This window comes from Sulfurimonas gotlandica GD1 (assembly GCF_000242915.1).
Lineage (GTDB): Bacteria > Campylobacterota > Campylobacteria > Campylobacterales > Sulfurimonadaceae > Sulfurimonas > Sulfurimonas gotlandica.
In genome coordinates this window covers 241,687-262,582 of the sequence record NZ_AFRZ01000001.1, presented here as the reverse complement: position 1 = coordinate 262,582, position 20,896 = coordinate 241,687, and the positions used below count along the sequence as shown (strand labels likewise).

Below are 20,896 nucleotides of genomic sequence, written 5' to 3'. Positions count from 1 at the left end.
ATACATTGTTTTTAATTAAAATTAATTAAATTACAAACATAAGTAGTTGTTAAATTGAAATGTTCTATATAAACAAGACATATTTTAATTCATTAAATCAAAGACAACAACTCTTATACTTATTTTGTGAACCACAATGGCATTTTTCATTTCTTCCAATTTTTTTTGAAGCTTTAGTTGGTTGTGGTTTATTAGCCTCAATATAATTGGCCATATCTTTTATACTAGAGGTTATTTGTGTCAACCGCGGAGTCCAATTAGGCATGTTTATTGTTTTAAAAAGCCTATTTGACAAATTTTAATAGAAAATTACTGCCTAATTAAGCGCCGCCATTCACAACATCAGTTGCATAGTATTTTCCGTCATATAACTCTTGGCATATAATTATTGACTCAGCACCTACTGCTTCAGAAATGTAATGTGAGTTAGTTTTTATATCGAAGTAGTTCTTGATATTGTTTTCTGGGATTATTGCAAAAATACAAGAGATTAAAGCATCTTTGATTTTTTCATTAAAAGGAGCCAGCAAGAACAGATCTATTTCCTGCTCATCTTCTAACTCTTGAAGTAACTTTATTGGAAACTCAATAGTGGCTCCAAATTGCAGTATTTTAGACATTGCATACTCTACAAAGTTATTTGCAGCATCTTTGATATCTGTCTCATTATCAAAAAAACTATAAGTATGCTCTCCTTCTATTTCAAACTGTATATAGCTACCGGTTTCTTTATTATAGTATATGAGATTTGTCATTTTTGTATCAAGAGCCCTGATTATTTAATAGCTTTTTTTCATACTCTGCTTTGCCTACAGCAAGCATAGCACCAAGAAGCATAATGATTGAAAGACCAAAATAAAAAGCGTTACACTCTTCAATCATACAATTTACAAGTTCATTTACAAATAAGCCCATCGATAGAGAAAGTATTATGTACATAAATTTCACCAACTTAATTCCTTTATCTTCAAGCTCTGTTTCTGCTTATATAATATTAATAATTGGCGAAATAGTCAAGTTCGTTTCTGTTGTAGTAGTTTTACTGAAATAACATTAGTTCATACACATATAATTATTTACTTTTATTTTGATAGTGTATCTCAACCATTTTTTTAAGCTTATTTTGACATGTTGAGATATTTGAAGTAATCCACGCCATAACACCATTGCCACTTACTATAAAAATATCATCTTGCTGTATTACTTTATAACCCATATTCCTATATACATACGGTGAATCTATACTTGCACATACTTTTGATTTATAGTCGTAGATATACCACTGCTCAGCGTATAAATGACTTAATAGAATTAATGTAATTGTTACAATTTTTATTAAATTCATATTATTCTCCTTTAACAAGCAAACTAGCTTTAATGCTATCTAAACAATTTTGATATGCCTGCATAGCATTTGTAGCTCCATACGCCCGCGCCTTTAGAGCAACTTGTCTACAATAGTCTATATCTCCATAACCTAAAGGTCTTGTATATCTAGGTTTGTTTTTTTGTTCTACATACATAGTTGTCTTTTGAGTTGGTGTAGAAATATTCTTCAATGCATTATTTGTATTATTTACTGCGGCCAATTGAACTTTTTCACTAGGATCAGTTATGTATTTAACTAAAATACCATTTTTATTCATCAATTCAATTTGTTCTTCTTCACTCATTTTATTGATTTTATCTGTATCAACTAAAATGTTATCACATAACTCTTTATCTGTTGTTGCAAGTATAGTATCGGAGCTGTTTCTTCTGTGAAGTATCCAAATATTACCATGATTCTCATAATTCACTTCATGCTTATGCTCTTTTAACTCTAATGTATCAAAAGGTGCTTTAATACACTTTTTATTTTTATCAACTGAATATAATGTTTCACCAGTAAATATTGTTTCATTACTATTTCTATTGTTAATTTGTTTTAGTTCTTTATAAGTAGTATCTAGTACTTCTAGTACAGAACCTCCACAACCAGTTAGTCCAAATGACAATCCTAGAGCTATTGATAAACTTAGGATATAAGATTTCTTTTTTTTCATAATCTTCCCTTTTATAAATATATTGTTGTTTACGATTTAAAAGCTATAAACATAACTCAAGCTAACTGATGAAATATCAACGTTGAGCACTTCTGTTTTACTCGCAGATAGGTTTCCACCTATATATGACAATATAGCGGCGTGGCTTCTAGTAAAATCATATTTTGCATCAACTCCATATGTAAAACCTATATAATCTGTGTTACTACTATTATCTGTAGATGACAAGCCAGAACCATTAGCTTTTATACCTATCCAAAGATTATCAATAATGTTATATCTTGCACCTAAACCAATATAAGTAAAATAACCATTATTTACACTAGCTCCACCTAATCCTGTATATGTTACTAATTTTTCATTATTGAACTTCCATAGAGACCATTCAAGACCTACTGAAACACCACCGTAACTCTTTGATTCAATTGTTGTACCTGCTCCACCAACATTTAATGATAAATTATTATCTGCATTTATTATAGATACACATATTGCGCTGCATAGCAATCCTATCGCAATTATTTTTCTCATTTCTTCCCTTATTAGTTATATATTGCAAAAGGAATAGTACATGATATAACTTTAACAAACACTTATAAGTGTTTGTATTCAATTAATCTATACAGATAATATACAAAAAACTTATAGGTGTTTATAATTGCTAGAATCTAACCCTGATTTATTCCTTGATAAAATTGTCGAAAATGTTAAAATTGAACGTAAAAAGAGAGGCATTAGTCAATTAAAACTAGCACAAGTATTAGACTTCTCTTCTCCAAACTATGTCGCTAAGATTGAAACTAGGAAGCATGATGTTTCATATAATTTACTTCATCTTTGCAAAATAGCAGATTATTTTGGAATGGAAGTTGTTGATTTTATACCAAAGAAGGGTTAATTAATACTTCTTAATATCTTTCTTTTTTTTAAATAATTGCTATAGTTTTACTCTCATCAACTTTTTAAATATATTGTTCTTAATTGATTTTTTTAAACTTATGAATTTACAAAAAAATAGTTAATTTATTAACTAATATAACATCAAAACAAAAAATCAATTTTACGAAAAATCAATTTTTTAAAATAAGTAATATCAGAATTTTATTCTTCGTGAAGTGATCTAAAGTTCACAATATAGGGATTTATAGTAGATATTAGTTGATAAATACAACAAAACTGATAGAAATGGAACTTTTAAAACAGTATCAATTTTGCTATTTTTTCAGTTGCAATTAAGTTTGTTATCACAATAATATAGACAGTGTGTCAAGCGCGGAGTTAAATTAAGCAGTTCCGGATGCTTTCTGGAAGATGAATTACAATGATAACAAGAACTACAAAAAATGCTTTTATTCTGAGAATAATTTAGCTACTGTAGTTAATTATAATCAACTAAAAAGTCATTTAGTTGATTGTGATTTGTTACAATAGTTGCAATTTTTTTGCTTAATAATATAAATGTAGTATTAAACAAAAACTTATGATATTGATTAAAAAAGTAAGAGTTAATTTGATGGTTTAATTACTCTATTTTAATATAATAAATTAAGATATATAGTATTTTATGTTAAAGGGTATTTTCATGTTGAGGAGTAGTTTAAATAAAGTCGTTAAAAAAATTGTACAATTGAAAACTATTGAAAATTTATTAGAAGCTCAAGAAGATGAGTTGAGAGATTTTTTTAACAAGCATACCGATCAAGACAGTTCTACGTATAAATCTAAAGAGAGTAAACTAAATGAAATATATAATGCTCTTGATTTTCTTAAAGAAGAGATACATGATGTTGAACATAAATATAATATGAAAATTTTAAAATCTAATGAAGGGACAAGGTATTATCGAGAACTTATCGTAAGTTTTTTGTGTGTTAACGAATATGACCTTGAACTATATGATAACGATGAAAATATTTTTCGTCTATTTTCAGAAGCTAATTTTTTGGCCTGTAACTTTAGGATATTCGATAAGACATACTTCAAAAAACTCTTAGATACTTATTTATCTAATAAGAATATTATGGATATAAAAGATGCATCATACAGTTTTGAGATTACTGAAAGAAATGAAAACGATGAAAGAAAATACCATAAATATAGAATATTAATTACTACTGATAACGAGATAAACTCTGAATTCTTGCTAGCCATGGACATTGAAGACTATGAGACAAATGATATATGGTTCACGCACAAGGATATAAGCTATGAGTTCAAGATTGCTGGTGAGCGTTATTTTCGAGGTCTTTTTGATATTACAAAAATGGTTAAAAACATTATCACTTCTCCAACTGCGAAAGAAAATAAGAACTATAAGCTGCAGATGCGAGCTGCATAAAAAGGTGATTGATGACTTACTTAGAGGATAGAATATTATGAGATTATTTAAAGAATGTAGTTTAATAAAAAGTGGTACGAAGTGGATCGAGATTAAATCAAGTTCCAACAAGTACAAAACAAATGTAAAGATTTTAAAAGAGAGCATGGATGACTTTGACTTTAACGAAGGTGATTCTTTATTGCTTGAGCATTTTGAGAAAGAATTTTTTACAAATATAACAGATGAAAATAAAATACTTGAGGCTAAAAATACGGACATCAAAAGATACTTTGAAAACGCTATAAAAACAGCATATATTTACAAGTTCCTGACTGAATATGTGAAGTTTAAAAAAAAATACGAGGACAGTGAAAATATGAAAGTTAAAAAAACGATAAATTTAATAGATAAATCACTGCTTGAATACGCTGAAAAAAACAATATTAACCTTAAATATAGAATGGACATGTATGCTCCAAAAACAGCCCTCGAATTGGCAAAAGAGGAAGAAATGGAGGTGCTTAGACATAAAAGAGAAAAGTGGGAAGTAGAGGAAAAACAAAAACAAAAACGAAAAGAAGAAGAAGAAAAGAACTTCATCGATTATTTTGCAGATTATGGAAATTAGATAAATGATACTAGGATATATAAGAGTCTCTACAGATAAACAAAACCTTGAGAACTAAAAGCATAAGATACTAACATATGCTCAACAGCAAAAACTAATTATTGATGATTTTGCAGAAATTGAAGTTTCGTCAAAAGATGATACAAAAAAAAGATTAATTGATGATCTGTTTAAAAAGTTAAACGCAGGTGATACATTAATCTGTACAGAGCTTAGTCGCTTAGGTCGTAATATGCTTGAGATTTTAAATCTAATTGAGAGATTCAGCAGTACCGGCATTAAACTGATTTTTGTAAATCAACCAGAACTATCCATGAATCAAAATAATGCTTTATCATCGCTGTTATTATCGATATATGGGTACTTCGCTCAGACGGAACGTGAAATTATAAGTGAACGTACTAAACAGGGTTTAGCTGCGGCAAAAGCATCTGGAAAAATTCTGGGGAGACCAAAAGGTGCAAAAGCAAAAGTGAGAGTTTTGGATCCTTATAACTTAGAAATATTAGAGTGATCTGGCTACACTAATTAGGAAGTGTTCAAAACTTTGTGTCAGACCGATAGAATATTAAATTCTAAAGGAATGACTTATGAAACAACAGTTCAATATGGACGAGGCACTTTAACTCATAAAAAAAGGTGCCAGAATTGATGGCAAAGATGGAGTGCTTGCTCCACTGATTAAACAACTTACTGAAGCAGTTCTCGAAGCTGAAATTGAATCTCATTTATCTACAGAGATTAATAATCGTAAAAACGGTAAATCTTCAAAGACTATGAAAAGTAGTGTCGGTACATTTGATTTAGATGTACCACGTGATAGGAATAGTTCATTTGAACCTGAGATAGTAAAAAAACATCAGACTCATATATCAGAACAATTAGAGCAGAAGATATTATCATTATATGCTTTAGGCAATAGCTATAGTCAAATATCTGAACATATTGATGAAATGTACGGTGTAGAGTTTTCTAAAGCGACAATCAGCTCTATAACAGACGAGGTGCCCCTTGAGGGTATAAAATTATAGAGTGGTAACAACGTCCACTTGAAAGTATATATCCATTTGTGTGGCTTGATGCCATCCACTATAAAATTAAAGAGAGTGGGAAGTATATCTCTAAAGCAGTATATACCATACTCTGGGTAGGACTAAGTGGTAAAAAAGAGATACTGGGGTTATACCTATCTGAAAATGAAGGTGCTAACTTTTGGTTACAAGTTTTAACAGACTTAAATAATCGAGGAATACAAGATATACTCATAGCATCAGTTGATGGTTTAAAAGGCTTTCCTGAAGCTATTAAAGCTATTTTTCCAAAAACAGAAGTTCAACTATGCATTGTACATTAAATCAGAAATTCCATACGATATGTCGCTTCTAAAAATCAAAAAGAGTTTATGAAGGATCTCAAACTTGTTTATCGGGCTATCTTTAAAGGAGCTGCTGAAGTTGAATTAGATAGACTTGAAGAAAAATGGGGCTCTAAATATCCTATAGTTATTAAATCATGGCGTAATAAATGGGAGAACCTTTCTGTGTATTTTAAATATCCAGAAGATATACGCAGAGTTATTTACACTACTGTTTATGGAGCTTACATTTTCCATTAATACAGCTATTTGCTTAACAATATACTGCTATACTTCTCAAAAACATATAAGAGGTTTAAATGCTAGGACAATGCACACCCTATGGATTTATAATCAAGTTCGTTATCATATTTTTATTAGCAGCAGTTGCAGTAACTATTACACAATTATTTACTAGCAACTCTATAATAAGCCTTGTAGTGTTTGCAGTCACCTATGGTGGTGCTGCGTATTTCTATCCTAAAGCTAAAGATTGCCAAATATAACAGTTTTAGTAACTGTCTAGTTTGTAAAGGACATTCCAATCATGGAAAATAATCAAAACAAAGATGGAACTATCGATATTCCAGAAGTTTTAAAACCATAGTTATGGAATTATTCTAAATAGTCAAATTAGCATACAAAATATGTTAAAATAGTTAAAGTTATTACTAACTAGAGGAGAAATTATGAGGAAACTACATATTATACTTGCTGCAATCAACATGTCCATTTTAGATGATGAAGTTATGAAAAGAGCTATGTTAACTGCAAAAGAAACAAATGCACAACTACACTTCATACATACTATTGATATACCACTAATGGATATAGAAATAACCTCAGAATTTTTAGGAAAGAAAATTGACAAAGATGCTATCAAAAAAAAGATAGTCCATAAACTAAATGCACTAAATGAATATAAATCTGTTGAATATATTGTAAATATCACTATAGGGGATGCTTCCGAGCAGGTTATGTATATGGCCGAAAAAATTCATGCTGATTTGATTATTATTGGTTCACATTCAAAAGCAAAAATTGAGGACTACTATCTTGGATCTACTGTACAAAAAATTGCAGAGGAGAGTGGGCGTCCTGTTTTAGTAATTAAAAATAGTTTTCAAGGAGCTTACAAAAATATTTTAGCACCAACAGACTTCTCGAGTTCTTCTAAAAAAAGTGTTCTCTTCACACAAATAGCATTTAGATCTTCTCCTATTACACTTATACATGCTTATAAAAGTTTAGATGATTTTACAATGGAATTTTATACACTCAAGTCAAATAAGGAAGAAGAGTACCCAGACTTCTTAGGTCGGTCACATGCAGATATATTTAAACAAGATGTAGGAATTAAGCATATAGATATGATTAAAAGTTCTTCATCTATTAATAAGAGTTTGTTTGAGTATATTCAAAATAAAGAAAGTGACCTTATTGTTCTTGGTTCTACTGGATCTGACATTGCAGGTTCATTTCTTAGTTCTACTGCTTCTTATCTACTTAGAAACACTCTCACAGATGTGTTAATTTACATTCCCCTGAATCAAGAGTAAGATAAATAATTTAACAAGGAAATATAATGAATATTCATGACGAACTCCCGACAGAGCATGAAGATGCTTTAATCGCATTTTTACATAAAACAATAAAGATAGCTGTAAAAGTATTAGCAATATTAATGGTGCTTGTAATATTTTGGGGTGTAGGTGATGTTGTATATGTACTTTATCAAAATCTAATGGCTCCACCATTTATGTTACTTAGTATATCAGACATATTTAAAACCTTTGCAGCTTTTCTTGCTGTACTTATAGCTATAGAAATTTATCAAAATATTGTTATGTATCTAAGAACAGATGTAATACCCATTAAATTGGTAGTCGCAACGGCCTTAATGGCAATTGCTAGAAAAGTAATTATAATAGATTTCAATACTATAACTCCTATGTATATTTTTGCTACGGCTGCAGTAGTTTTAGCACTTGGTATTACTTATTATCTTATAGGGAAACATCATAAAGAAAATATGATAGATGAAAGAAAAGGTTCTACTAATACACATTGAGTAAAGAGGATAAGTAGATGAATATTCAATCGGATATACCGATCTCACCATTAAAAAACTGGCATAATAAAAGTATAGAGTCCTTAGATAAACATCATTTTAATTGAACTTTAACCGTGTATTAACAAGAATCACTTAATGGCTAGTGCTTAAGCCTTTGACGAATGATTTTTTCAATAGAAACTACACTATAAATTATAAGTCCAACCCCAAAAATATGTAACCAATCATTTAGTCCAATAGGTGCCGTATGAAACATCTGATTCATAATAGGTAGATATGTAAGTGCTATGGAAGCAGTTATCATAGCCAAAACACCACCCCAAATCCACATATTGGTAAATATCCCTAATTTAAATATAGAAAAGCGTAAGGAGCGAGAGTTTAATAAATAAAAAGACTCTCCAACCGCAAATACATTAACTGCTATTGTTCGAGCTTCCTCTAAACTAGCTCCTCGATTGAGCGCTAATTCAAATAAACCAAAAGAGCCTCCAAGTAACATTAAGCCCACTAAAAAAATACGGAAAATCATTTCCCCATTAAGTAATGGCAAGGAAGGTAAGCGTGGCTGTTTTTGCATTAGTCCTGGTTCTCGTGGCTCAAATGCTAGAGTTAAACCAAGAAAAATAGAAGCTGTCATATTTATCCATAGTGCTTGAACGGGTAGGATAGGCAGTGTCTCATTAACTAAAATAGCAACTATAATAACAAGCCCTTCGCCAAAGTTGGTTGCTAGTATAAAACCAAGAAATTTTATAATATTATCTAATACGCCACGCCCTTCTTCAACCGCTGCTTCAATTGAAGCAAAATTGTCATCTGTTAGTACCATGTCTGCAGCTTCTTTAGCGACTTCGGTACCGGTAATTCCCATGGCAATTCCAATATTTGCCTTACGAACGGCTGGTGCGTCATTTACACCATCTCCCGTCATTGCAACAATTTCACCATCCGCTTGAAGGGCTTCTACAATCCGTAACTTTTGTTCAGGCGTAACTCTAGCAAAAACGGATGCACTCTTTGAAGCTTGAATCAACTCATCTTTGTTTAGAACTTCAAGCTCTTTGCCTGTAATTGCAACAGTTTCTTCGTTTTTCATTACAGATTGAATTAAACCCATTTTTGTAGCAATTGCCGTAGCCGTTATTACATGGTCTCCTGTAATCATTTTTACTTGTATCCCCGCAGTTTTGCATGCTTCAATTGAACGAATTGCTTCTTCTCTTGGTGGATCAATCATCCCTTGAAGTCCAATAAACTCTAATCCATGAGCTACATTGTCATGACTAAGACTTTGAATATTGCTCTGTGTGATAAGTTTGGCAAAAGCCAATACTCTCAACCCTTTTTTTGCCATAGATTGGACTTGAATATGGATTTCTTCATTTATAATAGGAACTGGATTGCCATTTATATCCAAATAAGTGCTACAACGCTCTAAAACACTCTCTACTGAACCCTTTAAATATACTATGTGTTGATTCATTTTTTTGTCAAAATGTAGAGTCGCCATATACTGGTATTGTGATTCAAAAGGGATGGTGTCAACTCTTGGCATTTGAGTGTAAAGAAGATCAAAATCTATATATGCTTTTTTAGCTGAAACTAGTAATGCACCCTCTGTGGGATCTCCCTCTATCGTCCATGATTTTTCGCTCCCTTTTAGCATAGAGTCATTACATAATAGACCAGCTTTTAGTAGTTCTAATAGAGTGGGCTTTTTGCTTACCTCGCATTTATTGTTTAGTTGTCTAATTTCTCCATCTGGTATATATCCAATTCCACTTATTTCAAAATTTTCATTTGCGGTGAAAAGCTCTTGTACCGTCATTTCATTGCGAGTCAAAGTTCCTGTTTTATCTGAACAAATAATTGTAGTGCTTCCCAAAGTTTCCACCGCTGGAAGATGGCGAATAATAGTATTTTGTTTAGACATTCGCGAAACGCCTATCGCTAAAATAATTGTCATAACTGCAGGTAATCCCTCTGGTATCATAGCAACGGATAAAGCGACAGATGCCATAAAGAGACTCTCCCATGAGTTACCATGCCAAAGACCTATCAAAAATGTTAATGTGGCCAACCCAAGAATTACCAATAATAAGATGTGGCTAAATTTAGATATTTTTCGAGTTAAAGGCGTAGTAAGGACTTGTGTGTTATTGAGTAGTTTTGAAATATGACCTATTTCAGTATTGTCTCCGATTTCAACAACAATACCGGTTCCCATACCATAGGTTACTAATGTAGATGAGTACAGCATATTACTACGGTCAGCAAGTGAAGTCTCTTTTTTTAGTGGAATTTCCATCTTTGCAACGGAGGTTGATTCACCCGTTAAAGCAGATTCGTCTATCTGTAGTTCCCGCGAAGAGAGCAGACGTATATCAGCTGGTACTTTATCACCAGACTGTAATAGTACGATGTCTCCTACAACAAGTTCTTTTGCATTTATTTGTTGTTTTTCTCCTGAACGCAGAACAGTGCTTGTAGTTAACAAAGCCTGTGAAAGAGCCGCTAGCGCATTAAGTGCTTTACTTTCTTGAGCAAACCCTATAATGGCATTGAGCAAAACTACACCAAAAATCACACTAGCATCTACATAAGCACCTAGGTATAACTTTACCCCTATAGCCACTAGTAATATATAAACAAGTGCTTGGTGAAATTGAACTAAAAAGCGTACTAGTGGAGATATTGTCTTTTTTACAGTTAAAGTATTTTTACCATATTTTTCACGTCTTTTTTCTACTTCAGCTCTCTCTAGTCCACTTTCTGTATTTGAGACAAGAACCTTCACTATATCTAGTTCATTTCTACTATGCCAGTTTTCATATGTATCATTACTCATTATTTTTCCTTTTATTAGTAGCGTTTGAATTATTCCTTAACTCTTTTTACTTCTAAAAATAAATGAGTTCAAATTATTTATTCCCTTAGAACCTAATACAAGTAGATTGGCATTATCTTTTTCTATATAGTTTAAAAGATCCTCATTAATTGAAATATCACATCGAATTAATTCTATTTCCATATCCTCTATATTATCTAAAAACTCGTCCATCTTTAGTTTTGTACTTTTTAATTGAAACTTTTTGTTGCAGTCATTACATCTATATCTCTGAATAACTCGTCTTATTCCTATCTTTTTAGTGTTATTATTTTGACAACTTGGACATATTCTTACAGTTTTTTACAGCCATTTATAAATAAACCTTTGTTTACTACCAATATACCATACTTTCAAGTACTTTTTAGACCCCCTAATTTTTCATTAAGTCCACTTTTATCATTGTGTATACTTTTTAGGATATCCCCTACATATGTCAAAAGGAGGCATCCTATAAAGTAGACATATTATAATTACTACAAAATAATCTATATAAATTGGAGAGTATCAGAATGAGGAACTTCTTCTATCTCAGTATCTCTTATTTTTGGAACAATTTGTAATAACAGAGAAGTTGTTCCATATAGAGTTGAATTTTTGAACATGCTCCAAAAGGTACACATAAAGAGAATAAAAGGTAAAATTTTACTTTAAATCGAAAATCACAAAATATTCGTATTCTAGTTTTGATATAATTAACAATACTGAAATAGAGGGTTTGATATTATGACTTATGGAGAATATTATTATCTTGTTAAGTATGATATGAAACTTGTAAACGGTAATTGGATATCAAAACCACTTAATATAAAAATACCTCGAAGAATGTCCAGAGAAGATGCTGCTATTTATTACACTGAAAAACTTAGAAAATATTGGGATGATATAAAGGAAAATAAATAAGTATTTTTCAAAAATGCTCCAAAACCTACTGATTGTTGAACTTAAGTAGATAATGTGCTATTTTTTCTATAAGCTCACATAATCATGTAAGAGTTTGATTTTCCACTCAGAAGTGCTTAATATTTAAAACCCATTTCTAAGTATATTTTCAAACTCATCAGAAGGTATAGGCTTGGAGTAAAAGTACCCTTGAATATTTTCACATCCATTTTCAACTAAAAAATCTCTTTGCACTTGAGTTTCAACACCTTCAGCAATAACTTTGAGGTTTAAACTTTTTGCAAGTGCTATAACAGCCTTAGTAATGCCTGCATCTTCTTCATCATCTGGCAAGTCTCTTATGAATGCTTGATCAATTTTTAGTTTATCTATTGGTAACCTTTTGAGGTATGCTAAAGATGAATATCCTGTTCCAAAATCATCCACTGATAGCTCTATACCTAAGTCACTAATCTTTTGTAGGATGACAATAGCTTTTTCAGGATGCGTCATAATCTTACCTTCTGTCACTTCTAGTGCTAACCATTCGGGTCTACATTGTGTCACTTTTACCAGCTCTTGAAATACTTCAATACAGTCTTCTTTTTGAAGTTGTTTTACAGCAAGATTCATTGCTAATACTCCAGGATTTAATCCTTCTTCGTACCACTTAGATATTTGAGTCATAGCTGTTTTCATAACATATCTATCTAACTCAACTATTAGCCCTGTTGATTCTGCCAGAGGAATGAATTTAGCAGGAGAGACTAAACCCATAGTAGGATGTTGCCATCTTACAAGTGCCTCCATTCCAATTATAGTATCTGTATCTCCATTGACTTGTGCTTGATATAAACTATAAACTCTTCATTTTTTAAAGCAGCTCTTAGACTTGCTTCCATTACAACTCTTTCAAATGCGAGTTCTGTTAATGTTGAGTTATAGTATTGAAAGTTATTTCTTCCTTCATCTTTTGCTTTGTACATTGCAGAATCAGCAAACTTTAGAAGGTCTTTAGTAGATACTCCGTCATCAGGATAAATACTTATTCCTATACTACTTGATACGTATAAAACATTGTCATTAACATTCATAGACTTAGATAAACTCTCAAGTACTTTATTTGCTATTAAAGAGCTATCTTGTACTTGATGTAAATCTTCTAGGATTATAGTAAACTCATCTCCACCTAGTCGTGCTAAGGTGTCTTCATCTCTTTTAGACTCGTTTAACCTTGTCGTTACTGTTTTTAAAATCTCATCACCAACATCATGACCGAGCGAATCATTAATCTCTTTAAAGTGATCTAGGTCGATAAAAAGAAGTGCTATCTTAGAGTTGCTCCGTTTAGCTTTCTCTATTGCTTGTTCTAATCTGTCATTAAAAAGTACTCTATTTGGCAGTCCTGTTAGTGCATCGTGATGGGCTTGATGACTTAGAATTACTTTTTGTTCTCTTAGTTCATCTTCTGTATTCCTCTGCTTTGTGATATCCATATAGCTTCCAAACACTCCAATGATATCTTCATTAGCATTTTTCAAAGCTATTTTAGAAGTTAAAAGTACAGTAGTTTCTCCTTTATCATTGGTCTGACTTTCTTCAAAGTTTATTTTCGAGATATCACTATTCATAACCTCTAAATCATCAGCTCTATATAGTTTCGCTTCGGTTTCTCCCCAAGGCATTTGGAAATCATTTTTTCCAATAATTTCATCTTTACTACTAAGTTTTGCATCTTCTAGAAAAAGTTTATTTGCACCGAGATAAGTACCATTTATATCTTTCCAAAAAATTCTTACTGGCACTGTGTCGATAATATTATTTGTCAGACGTAAACTATCTTCTAAAATATCGTTAGATTTTTTTATCTGCTCTAATATTTGATGTTCTTTCTCTTTAAACAACTTATTATTGTTCTCTTTTTCGATTGCTACAGAAGCTAAGTGTGCATAGGAACTAATAAGCTTTAACTCAAAATCAGTTGGCCTTTTTATGTGATCATTATAAATTGCGAAGCTTCCAAGTATTTCATCACTTGAAGAGAATATAGGTTCAGACCAACATGCATGAAGATTTGCTTTTTGTGTTAAGGCTAAATAAGGTTGCCAGTTTTCATGGGTATCAATATCTTCAACTATCACTCTCTCTCGTTTAAATGTTGCACTACCGCAAGATCCAACTTTTCTCCATCTCTACACCATTTATAGCTTCATATAAAAATCTGGTAAACTGAGCTGAACCACTTAAAAGGTTTTTTTACTATCGTTGAGTATTAAAATAGAACATTTTGAATTAGGGTTCATATGTTCTGCTAAATGAACTATTTTGTCGAGAATGATGCTTAAATCATTATGTTGAGTAATATATTCTAATATCATTTGATTATCTTCATATATAAACTCATATTGTTTATTTGAAGTAATATCTAAATTGTCTGTAATATTCATACTTTGATTATAACACATATTTATAACAACGATATTTATAAACTAGTTTCAATTCAAACCAATACTTCTCTACGACTAAGTGTCTCACTTGCTCTTAATTTTGGAACAATTTTCAGTAACGGATGGGTTGTTCCAAATAGAGTTGAATTTTGGAACACACTCCAAAACCTACTGATTGTTGAACTTAAGTAGATAATGTGCTATTTTTTCTATAAGCTCACATAATCATGTAAGAGTTTGATTTTCCACTCAGAAGTGCTTAATATTTAAAACCCATTTCTAAGTATATTTTCAAACTCATCAGAAGGTATAGGCTTGGAGTAAAAGTACCCTTGAATATTTTCACATCCATTTTCAACTAAAAAATCTCTTTGCACTTGAGTTTCAACACCTTCAGCAATAACTTTGAGGTTTAAACTTTTTGCAAGTGCTATAACAGCCTTAGTAATGCCTGCATCTTCTTCATCATCTGGCAAGTCTCTTATGAATGCTTGATCAATTTTTAGTTTATCTATTGGTAACCTTTTGAGGTATGCTAAAGATGAATATCCTGTTCCAAAATCATCCACTGATAGCTCTATACCTAAGTCACTAATCTTTTGTAGGATGACAATAGCTTTTTCAGGATGCGTCATAATCTTACCTTCTGTCACTTCTAGTGCTAACCATTCGGGTCTACATTGTGTCACTTTTACCAGCTCTTGAAATACTTCAATACAGTCTTCTTTTTGAAGTTGTTTTACAGCAAGATTCATTGCTAATACTCCAGGATTTAATCCTTCTTCGTACCACTTAGATATTTGAGTCATAGCTGTTTTCATAACATATCTATCTAACTCAACTATTAGCCCTGTTGATTCTGCCAGAGGAATGAATTTAGCAGGAGAGACTAAACCCATAGTAGGATGTTGCCATCTTACAAGTGCCTCCATTCCAATTATAGTATCTGTATCTCCATTGACTTGTGCTTGATAATAAACTATAAACTCTTCATTTTTTAAAGCAGCTCTTAGACTTGCTTCCATTACAACTCTTTCAAATGCGAGTTCTGTTAATGTTGAGTTATAGTATTGAAAGTTATTTCTTCCTTCATCTTTTGCTTTGTACATTGCAGAATCAGCAAACTTTAGAAGGTCTTTAGTAGATACTCCGTCATCAGGATAAATACTTATTCCTATACTACTTGATACGTATAAAACATTGTCATTAACATTCATAGACTTAGATAAACTCTCAAGTACTTTATTTGCTATTAAAGAGCTATCTTGTACTTGATGTAAATCTTCTAGGATTATAGTAAACTCATCTCCACCTAGTCGTGCTAAGGTGTCTTCATCTCTTTTAGACTCGTTTAACCTTGTCGTTACTGTTTTTAAAATCTCATCACCAACATCATGACCGAGCGAATCATTAATCTCTTTAAAGTGATCTAGGTCGATAAAAAGAAGTGCTATCTTAGAGTTGCTCCGTTTAGCTTTCTCTATTGCTTGTTCTAATCTGTCATTAAAAAGTACTCTATTTGGCAGTCCTGTTAGTGCATCGTGATGGGCTTGATGACTTAGAATTACTTTTTGTTCTCTTAGTTCATCTTCTGTATTCCTCTGCTTTGTGATATCCATATAGCTTCCAAACACTCCAATGATATCTTCATTAGCATTTTTCAAAGCTATTTTAGAAGTTAAAAGTACAGTAGTTTCTCCTTTATCATTGGTCTGACTTTCTTCAAAGTTTATTTTCGAGATATCACTATTCATAACCTCTAAATCATCAGCTCTATATAGTTTCGCTTCGGTTTCTCCCCAAGGCATTTGGAAATCATTTTTTCCAATAATTTCATCTTTACTACTAAGTTTTGCATCTTCTAGAAAAAGTTTATTTGCACCGAGATAAGTACCATTTATATCTTTCCAAAAAATTCTTACTGGCACTGTGTCGATAATATTATTTGTCAGACGTAAACTATCTCTAAAATATCGTTAGATTTTTTATCTGCTCTAATATTTGATGTTCTTTCTCTTTAAACAACTTATTATTGTTCTCTTTTTCGATTGCTACAGAAGCTAAGTGTGCATAGGAACTAATAAGCTTTAACTCAAAATCAGTTGGCCTTTTTATGTGATCATTATAAATTGCGAAGCTTCCAAGTATTTCATCACTTGAAGAGAATATAGGTTCAGACCAACATGCATGAAGATTTGCTTTTTGTGTTAAGGCTAAATAAGGTTGCCAGTTTTCATGGGTATCAATATCTTCAACTATCACTCTCTCTCGTTTAAATGTTGCACTACCGCAAGATCCAACTTTTTCTCCAATCTCTACACCATTTATAGCTTCATTATAAAAATCTGGTAAACTTGGAGCTGAACCACTTAAAAGGTTTTTTTTACTATCGTTGAGTATTAAAATAGAACATTTTGAATTAGGGTTCCTATGTTCTGCTAAATGAACTATTTTGTCGAGAATGATGCTTAAATCATTATGTTGAGTAATATATTCTAATATCATTTGATTATCTTCATATATAAACTCATATTGTTTATTTGAAGTAATATCTAAATTGTCTGTAATATTCATACTTTGATTATAACACATATTTATAACAACGATATTTATAAACTAGTTTCAATTCAAACCAATACTTCTCTACGACTAAGTGTCTCACTTGCTCTTAATTTTGGAACAATTTTCAGTAACGGATGGGTTGTTCCAAATAGAGTTGAATTTTGGAACACACTCCAAAACCTACAGCTTGTTGAACTTAAGTAACATTATGTTCTTTTAATGGATTATTTTCTTCATATTAAAAATGCTCATATGAGCATTTTTAATAGTACTACCTAGTGAGTTCCCATTTCTGAAAGAAGATTAGGGTTTACAACAAGGTCTCTTACTGCATGTGCATAATGTTCATCAAAGTCATTATGATGAAACCAATCTTCCACTGTTGCAATATTTACTTTAGCAACTTCAGGGCGAACACTCCATGATACTTGATAAGGTGAAGCTTTTTCATTGTATCCAGGACCAGTAGTTGAGCCTTCATATTGAACTGGAGTACCTGTATTAGAAGGGATATGTTCAGCTTGATTATGGCCATTAACTTCTGTTACATGATTTAACTTTGTAAAGTCAAGAGCATTCTCATCATTAACAAGAACATATACTTGTGTCTCAACGCGTAAGAAAGGTTGTTCTTCACCTTTCCAATTAGTCAAACAACTTCCAAGACTATTTTCTAGTGTTGCGTTAGCATTACTAGAATATACATAGTGAACTTCAATAGTATCACCTGAGTATAATGGATTTTTATCATCTGCAATTTCATGTGGAACTAGCTCTGCTTCTGTTAATGAACCTCCGCTATATTTATAACCTGTTCCATATCCAAGACCATTACCATTTCCTGAAATAGATTAGCAGGTTTTCAGTTCACCCTATCTTTCAACTTACTTTTAAAAAATTGCACTTGATATTAGAATTGGCGTTATATGTCAAGCGTATTGAAAATTTCTATCACGCTTTGTACAGAAAAAGGTTTTTTAAGTATAAAATTAGCCCCTAATTCTTGTGCTTTTTTATACTCTTTACCTTCTCTAAATGCAGTAATGACTATAATAATCTTCTCTTGATCTACTGCTCGTATTTTTTCTATAAGCTCTGCACCATTCATATTTGGCATTTGTAAATCTGTAAGTACAAGTGAAAAAGGTCTTTGTTGATACAATTCCCAGCCTTGAACGCCATCATCAGCGACTACCACATCATTGCATAAATATTCTAAAACCTTTTTCATAGGTTTGGAAACCATTATTTCATCTTCGACCATCAAAAGAGAAAAGTTCTTCTTTTGCTTTAAATTAGTGATTGAGTCTCTTAACATCTGGTTCTCCATTTAAGTTACTTATACAAAATAAATATTTGATTAAATTATTCTATACGGATAGTGTTGCAAGTTTGTTGCATTTTAGAAAACATATCGAAAAGATGTACCTCTTCGCTTACTTGATGAAACTTTTACTTTGACATTTTCTTCATTACAGAAGAGTATTTAATCGCATCTATTAGCACCTCTATGTATTTGTATAGTTAATATTTCTATCAAACTGAAGGAACATATTTCTAAAACCATATGCCATCCTTCACCATCAAAAGAGAAAAGTTCTTCTTTTGCTTTAAATTAGTGATTACGTCTTTTAACATCTAGTTCGCTCTTAGTTTTATACTGAAATTTTTATAGTTTTTTCATAACATATCCGAAACCACGGATACTTTGAATTAACTCTTCTTTTAACTTCGCACGTAAGCGATTGACAAGAGACCGAATAGTAGAAGGTTCAACATATTCACCATCCCATATACAAGATTGAATACTTTCATCCGTCATAATTTGTCCTAAGTTACTTATAAAAAGAAGCACTAAGGCATGTTCTCTTTTTGTTAAGGCTTGGATTATACCATCATAATAAAGTACATTCACTTCTTTGTCAAATACATAATGTTGGCTTAAATGGAGTAAAGAGGCCTCAACTTCTATGATAGAGTTTTCATTCTTATGAGCAAGATATTCTACTCGTATTTGTAGCTCTTTTAAATTAAAAGGCTTTTTTAAATAATCGTTACAGCCATTATCATATGCATCTGATATATGTTGCATATCATTATATGCACTAATAATAATCTTTGGAACCGTAGGGTACTTTTCACTAATAACCCTCAAACATTCTAAGCCTCCTACAAGAGGAGTATTGATATCTAAAATATAAAAGTCATGTTCTTTATCTGCTATTACATCTAAAACTTCTTTACCATTATCGTAATAATCTACTAAATGACCAGATGAAAGTAAGAACTTTCGTATAGAAAGTGATAATAAGTATTCATCCTCTAGAAGTAATATTTTCATTAGATCTCCATAATATTTGATTAAGTAATTGAACGCGGATAGTATCGCAAGTTTGTTGCATTTTAGAAAATATATCGAAAAGATGTACCTCTTCGCTTACTTGATGAAACTTCTACTTTTACATTTTCTTCATTACAGATTTGTGCAACTATATGTAATCCCAGGCCATATCCACTTTTTTGTTCTGACTCTCGATAGTATCGTTCAAATATCTTCTCTTTTTCCTCAATAATTGGACCATAGTTTCTTATCTCAAAAAAAACATTCCCTTTTTGCAAACCAATAGTCACACTAATATTAGTAGGCCTTTTGGAGTATTTAATGGCATTAGAAAGAGTGTTGTCTACTAAACGCGATAGTTTTAATTCTGAAAAATATATTTCTGGAAGATTTGCTTGTCCAACGATAGTAGAAAATGAAAGTTTATTGGCCTCGGCAATACAAGTAAAGTAATTAATACGTTTTTTAATAAATGAAACTATGTTTATATTTTCTTTCGTATCGTTTATTCTATTTAATTTCATTAAATATGTCATATCTTCATAACTGTTTTCAATTATTCTTGCAGCAGCTTCTATAGAGTTCAGTGATTCATTTTCGATTTTTTCAATACGCAATAGGTCTATATTTGTAATAATAACAGCAAGTGGCGTGTGGATTTCATGAATAGCATTCTTTAGAAATTGATCTTGTTCAGCCAAGAGTTGTATCGCATATTTTTGTGAATCTTCTAGTAGTTTACGATTTTTTGTTAATTCACTATCGTATTCCATTTTTTTAAGTACATTAATAAGTGCTTTAAATAATTCATCAGTGTTAATAGGCTTTACTATAAAGTTATCAATTCCACATCGAATTGATTCTACAAACAGATCTTTATCTTCTGTCCCTGAGATAGCTATTACTTTTTGCTGTGGATTAAGATGTTTGAGTGCATAGGTTAAATCTATACCACTTGTTTTACCAAGGTTAATATCTGTAATGACTACCATCGAATTATTTTTAGCTAAAGGTTCATATATTTCTAAAGCCTTTACAGCATCTATAGCAGTGTAAGTGACACTAAAAAATCTTCTAAGTAATTGTGATAAGTATTCTAGAATTTCTAGATTATCTTCAATAATCAAAATACTCTTATCTTGAGCTAAGGGCTGTAAGATATTCACTAAAGTTTTCAAAACATCACTTCCATTTAAATAATGAACTTATTATATCTATTTATCTTGAATATTTCCTCAATTAAGTCATGATCCATAGAGTGTATATCTTGCATATTTTTATATTTTAAAATACGAAGTCTCCATCTTTCTAGACTAGAAAAAAGAGAAACTAGCATGGGGATAAAAACTGGAA

General features: G+C 31.4%; 25 protein-coding genes and 2 pseudogenes. 9 read left to right on the top strand and 18 right to left on the bottom strand.

Annotated elements, in window-relative coordinates:
- Positions 1–97: 97 nt before the first annotated feature.
- The 6 genes from SMGD1_RS15115 to SMGD1_RS01230 all read right to left on the bottom strand — a co-directional run bounded on the left by SMGD1_RS15115 (position 98) and on the right by SMGD1_RS01230 (position 2,576).
- Complete coding sequence (locus SMGD1_RS15115; protein WP_198407973.1) at positions 98–214, bottom strand: SEC-C metal-binding domain-containing protein; 117 nt, start codon at positions 212–214, stop codon at positions 98–100.
- A 106-nt stretch (positions 215–320) separates the two neighbouring features.
- Complete coding sequence (locus tag SMGD1_RS01250; protein WP_008338406.1) at positions 321–755, bottom strand: hypothetical protein; 435 nt, start codon at positions 753–755, stop codon at positions 321–323.
- 7 nt (positions 756–762) lie between these two features.
- Positions 763–948, bottom strand: a complete 186-nt coding sequence (locus SMGD1_RS01245) for a hypothetical protein (protein WP_039920183.1) — start codon at positions 946–948, stop codon at positions 763–765.
- A gap of 124 nt (positions 949–1,072) precedes the next feature.
- On the bottom strand, positions 1,073–1,345 hold the full coding sequence (locus tag SMGD1_RS01240; RefSeq protein ID WP_039920182.1) for a hypothetical protein: 273 nt from the start codon (positions 1,343–1,345) through the stop codon (positions 1,073–1,075).
- A 1-nt stretch (position 1,346) separates the two neighbouring features.
- Positions 1,347–2,045: a thioredoxin domain-containing protein gene (locus SMGD1_RS01235; RefSeq protein WP_008338303.1), complete on the bottom strand. Its 699-nt coding sequence runs from the start codon at positions 2,043–2,045 to the stop codon at positions 1,347–1,349.
- Between the two features lie 36 nt (positions 2,046–2,081).
- Positions 2,082–2,576, bottom strand: coding sequence for a hypothetical protein (locus SMGD1_RS01230; RefSeq protein ID WP_008338533.1), 495 nt, complete (start codon positions 2,574–2,576; stop codon positions 2,082–2,084).
- Between the two features lie 127 nt (positions 2,577–2,703).
- Here SMGD1_RS01230 and SMGD1_RS01225 point away from each other — a divergent pair, with 127 nt between their 5' ends.
- The 8 genes and pseudogenes from SMGD1_RS01225 (at position 2,704) to SMGD1_RS01190 (ending at position 8,418) form a co-directional block, all read left to right on the top strand.
- Positions 2,704–2,943 (top strand): helix-turn-helix domain-containing protein, encoded by a 240-nt coding sequence (locus tag SMGD1_RS01225; RefSeq protein ID WP_008338359.1) that lies wholly within the window; start codon positions 2,704–2,706, stop codon positions 2,941–2,943.
- A gap of 729 nt (positions 2,944–3,672) precedes the next feature.
- Positions 3,673–4,383 (top strand): hypothetical protein, encoded by a 711-nt coding sequence (locus SMGD1_RS01220; RefSeq protein ID WP_241761417.1) that lies wholly within the window; start codon positions 3,673–3,675, stop codon positions 4,381–4,383.
- Positions 4,384–4,420: 37 nt separating this feature from the next.
- Positions 4,421–4,993 (top strand): hypothetical protein, encoded by a 573-nt coding sequence (locus SMGD1_RS01215; RefSeq protein WP_008338638.1) that lies wholly within the window; start codon positions 4,421–4,423, stop codon positions 4,991–4,993.
- A 67-nt stretch (positions 4,994–5,060) separates the two neighbouring features.
- Positions 5,061–5,507: a recombinase family protein gene (locus SMGD1_RS14525; RefSeq protein WP_081444065.1), complete on the top strand. Its 447-nt coding sequence runs from the start codon at positions 5,061–5,063 to the stop codon at positions 5,505–5,507.
- Positions 5,508–5,622: 115 nt separating this feature from the next.
- Positions 5,623–6,581: pseudogene (locus SMGD1_RS14620) on the top strand (IS256 family transposase); the annotation flags it as partial.
- 86 nt (positions 6,582–6,667) lie between these two features.
- Positions 6,668–6,853: a hypothetical protein gene (locus SMGD1_RS01200; RefSeq protein WP_039920180.1), complete on the top strand. Its 186-nt coding sequence runs from the start codon at positions 6,668–6,670 to the stop codon at positions 6,851–6,853.
- Between the two features lie 183 nt (positions 6,854–7,036).
- Positions 7,037–7,906: a universal stress protein gene (locus tag SMGD1_RS01195; RefSeq protein ID WP_008338312.1), complete on the top strand. Its 870-nt coding sequence runs from the start codon at positions 7,037–7,039 to the stop codon at positions 7,904–7,906.
- Positions 7,907–7,932: 26 nt separating this feature from the next.
- A complete protein-coding gene (locus SMGD1_RS01190; RefSeq protein ID WP_008338582.1) occupies positions 7,933–8,418 on the top strand; it encodes a phosphate-starvation-inducible PsiE family protein in 486 nt (161 codons plus the stop codon).
- A gap of 142 nt (positions 8,419–8,560) precedes the next feature.
- On the opposite strand, the gene SMGD1_RS01185 is transcribed toward SMGD1_RS01190, so the two are convergent.
- From SMGD1_RS01185 to SMGD1_RS15110, 3 genes and pseudogenes are all read right to left on the bottom strand, one after another.
- Positions 8,561–11,272 (bottom strand): cation-transporting P-type ATPase, encoded by a 2,712-nt coding sequence (locus SMGD1_RS01185; protein WP_008338297.1) that lies wholly within the window; start codon positions 11,270–11,272, stop codon positions 8,561–8,563.
- Between the two features lie 36 nt (positions 11,273–11,308).
- Entirely contained in the window at positions 11,309–11,485 is a 177-nt protein-coding gene (locus SMGD1_RS14820; protein ID WP_008338513.1) for an adenine nucleotide alpha hydrolase family protein, read from the bottom strand.
- A gap of 30 nt (positions 11,486–11,515) precedes the next feature.
- Positions 11,516–11,602: pseudogene (locus tag SMGD1_RS15110) on the bottom strand (transposase-like zinc-binding domain-containing protein); the annotation flags it as partial.
- 435 nt (positions 11,603–12,037) lie between these two features.
- Between SMGD1_RS15110 and SMGD1_RS14695 the strand changes: the two are divergent.
- On the top strand, positions 12,038–12,214 hold the full coding sequence (locus tag SMGD1_RS14695) for a hypothetical protein (RefSeq protein ID WP_008338486.1): 177 nt from the start codon (positions 12,038–12,040) through the stop codon (positions 12,212–12,214).
- A gap of 123 nt (positions 12,215–12,337) precedes the next feature.
- On the opposite strand, the gene SMGD1_RS14815 is transcribed toward SMGD1_RS14695, so the two are convergent.
- The 9 genes from SMGD1_RS14815 to SMGD1_RS01150 all read right to left on the bottom strand — a co-directional run bounded on the left by SMGD1_RS14815 (position 12,338) and on the right by SMGD1_RS01150 (position 20,721).
- On the bottom strand, positions 12,338–13,003 hold the full coding sequence (locus SMGD1_RS14815; RefSeq protein ID WP_008340400.1) for a putative bifunctional diguanylate cyclase/phosphodiesterase: 666 nt from the start codon (positions 13,001–13,003) through the stop codon (positions 12,338–12,340).
- A gap of 5 nt (positions 13,004–13,008) precedes the next feature.
- Positions 13,009–14,334, bottom strand: a complete 1,326-nt coding sequence (locus tag SMGD1_RS14970; RefSeq protein ID WP_008340399.1) for a sensor domain-containing phosphodiesterase — start codon at positions 14,332–14,334, stop codon at positions 13,009–13,011.
- A gap of 102 nt (positions 14,335–14,436) precedes the next feature.
- Complete coding sequence (locus SMGD1_RS14805; protein WP_008338454.1) at positions 14,437–14,640, bottom strand: hypothetical protein; 204 nt, start codon at positions 14,638–14,640, stop codon at positions 14,437–14,439.
- 266 nt (positions 14,641–14,906) lie between these two features.
- Positions 14,907–16,568 (bottom strand): putative bifunctional diguanylate cyclase/phosphodiesterase, encoded by a 1,662-nt coding sequence (locus tag SMGD1_RS01175; protein WP_008340397.1) that lies wholly within the window; start codon positions 16,566–16,568, stop codon positions 14,907–14,909.
- Positions 16,569–16,605: 37 nt separating this feature from the next.
- Complete coding sequence (locus SMGD1_RS01170; RefSeq protein WP_008338495.1) at positions 16,606–17,214, bottom strand: GAF domain-containing protein; 609 nt, start codon at positions 17,212–17,214, stop codon at positions 16,606–16,608.
- Positions 17,215–17,477: 263 nt separating this feature from the next.
- Positions 17,478–18,050 carry a delta-class carbonic anhydrase gene (locus SMGD1_RS01165; RefSeq protein WP_171801011.1) on the bottom strand — a complete coding sequence of 191 codons (573 nt, stop codon included), beginning with the start codon at positions 18,048–18,050 and terminating at the stop codon, positions 17,478–17,480.
- Positions 18,051–18,124: 74 nt separating this feature from the next.
- A complete protein-coding gene (locus SMGD1_RS01160) occupies positions 18,125–18,520 on the bottom strand; it encodes a response regulator (protein ID WP_008340395.1) in 396 nt (131 codons plus the stop codon).
- Positions 18,521–18,871: 351 nt separating this feature from the next.
- On the bottom strand, positions 18,872–19,543 hold the full coding sequence (locus tag SMGD1_RS01155) for a response regulator transcription factor (protein WP_008338490.1): 672 nt from the start codon (positions 19,541–19,543) through the stop codon (positions 18,872–18,874).
- 62 nt (positions 19,544–19,605) lie between these two features.
- Positions 19,606–20,721 (bottom strand): ATP-binding response regulator, encoded by a 1,116-nt coding sequence (locus SMGD1_RS01150; protein WP_008338635.1) that lies wholly within the window; start codon positions 20,719–20,721, stop codon positions 19,606–19,608.
- Positions 20,722–20,896: the final 175 nt, after the last annotated feature.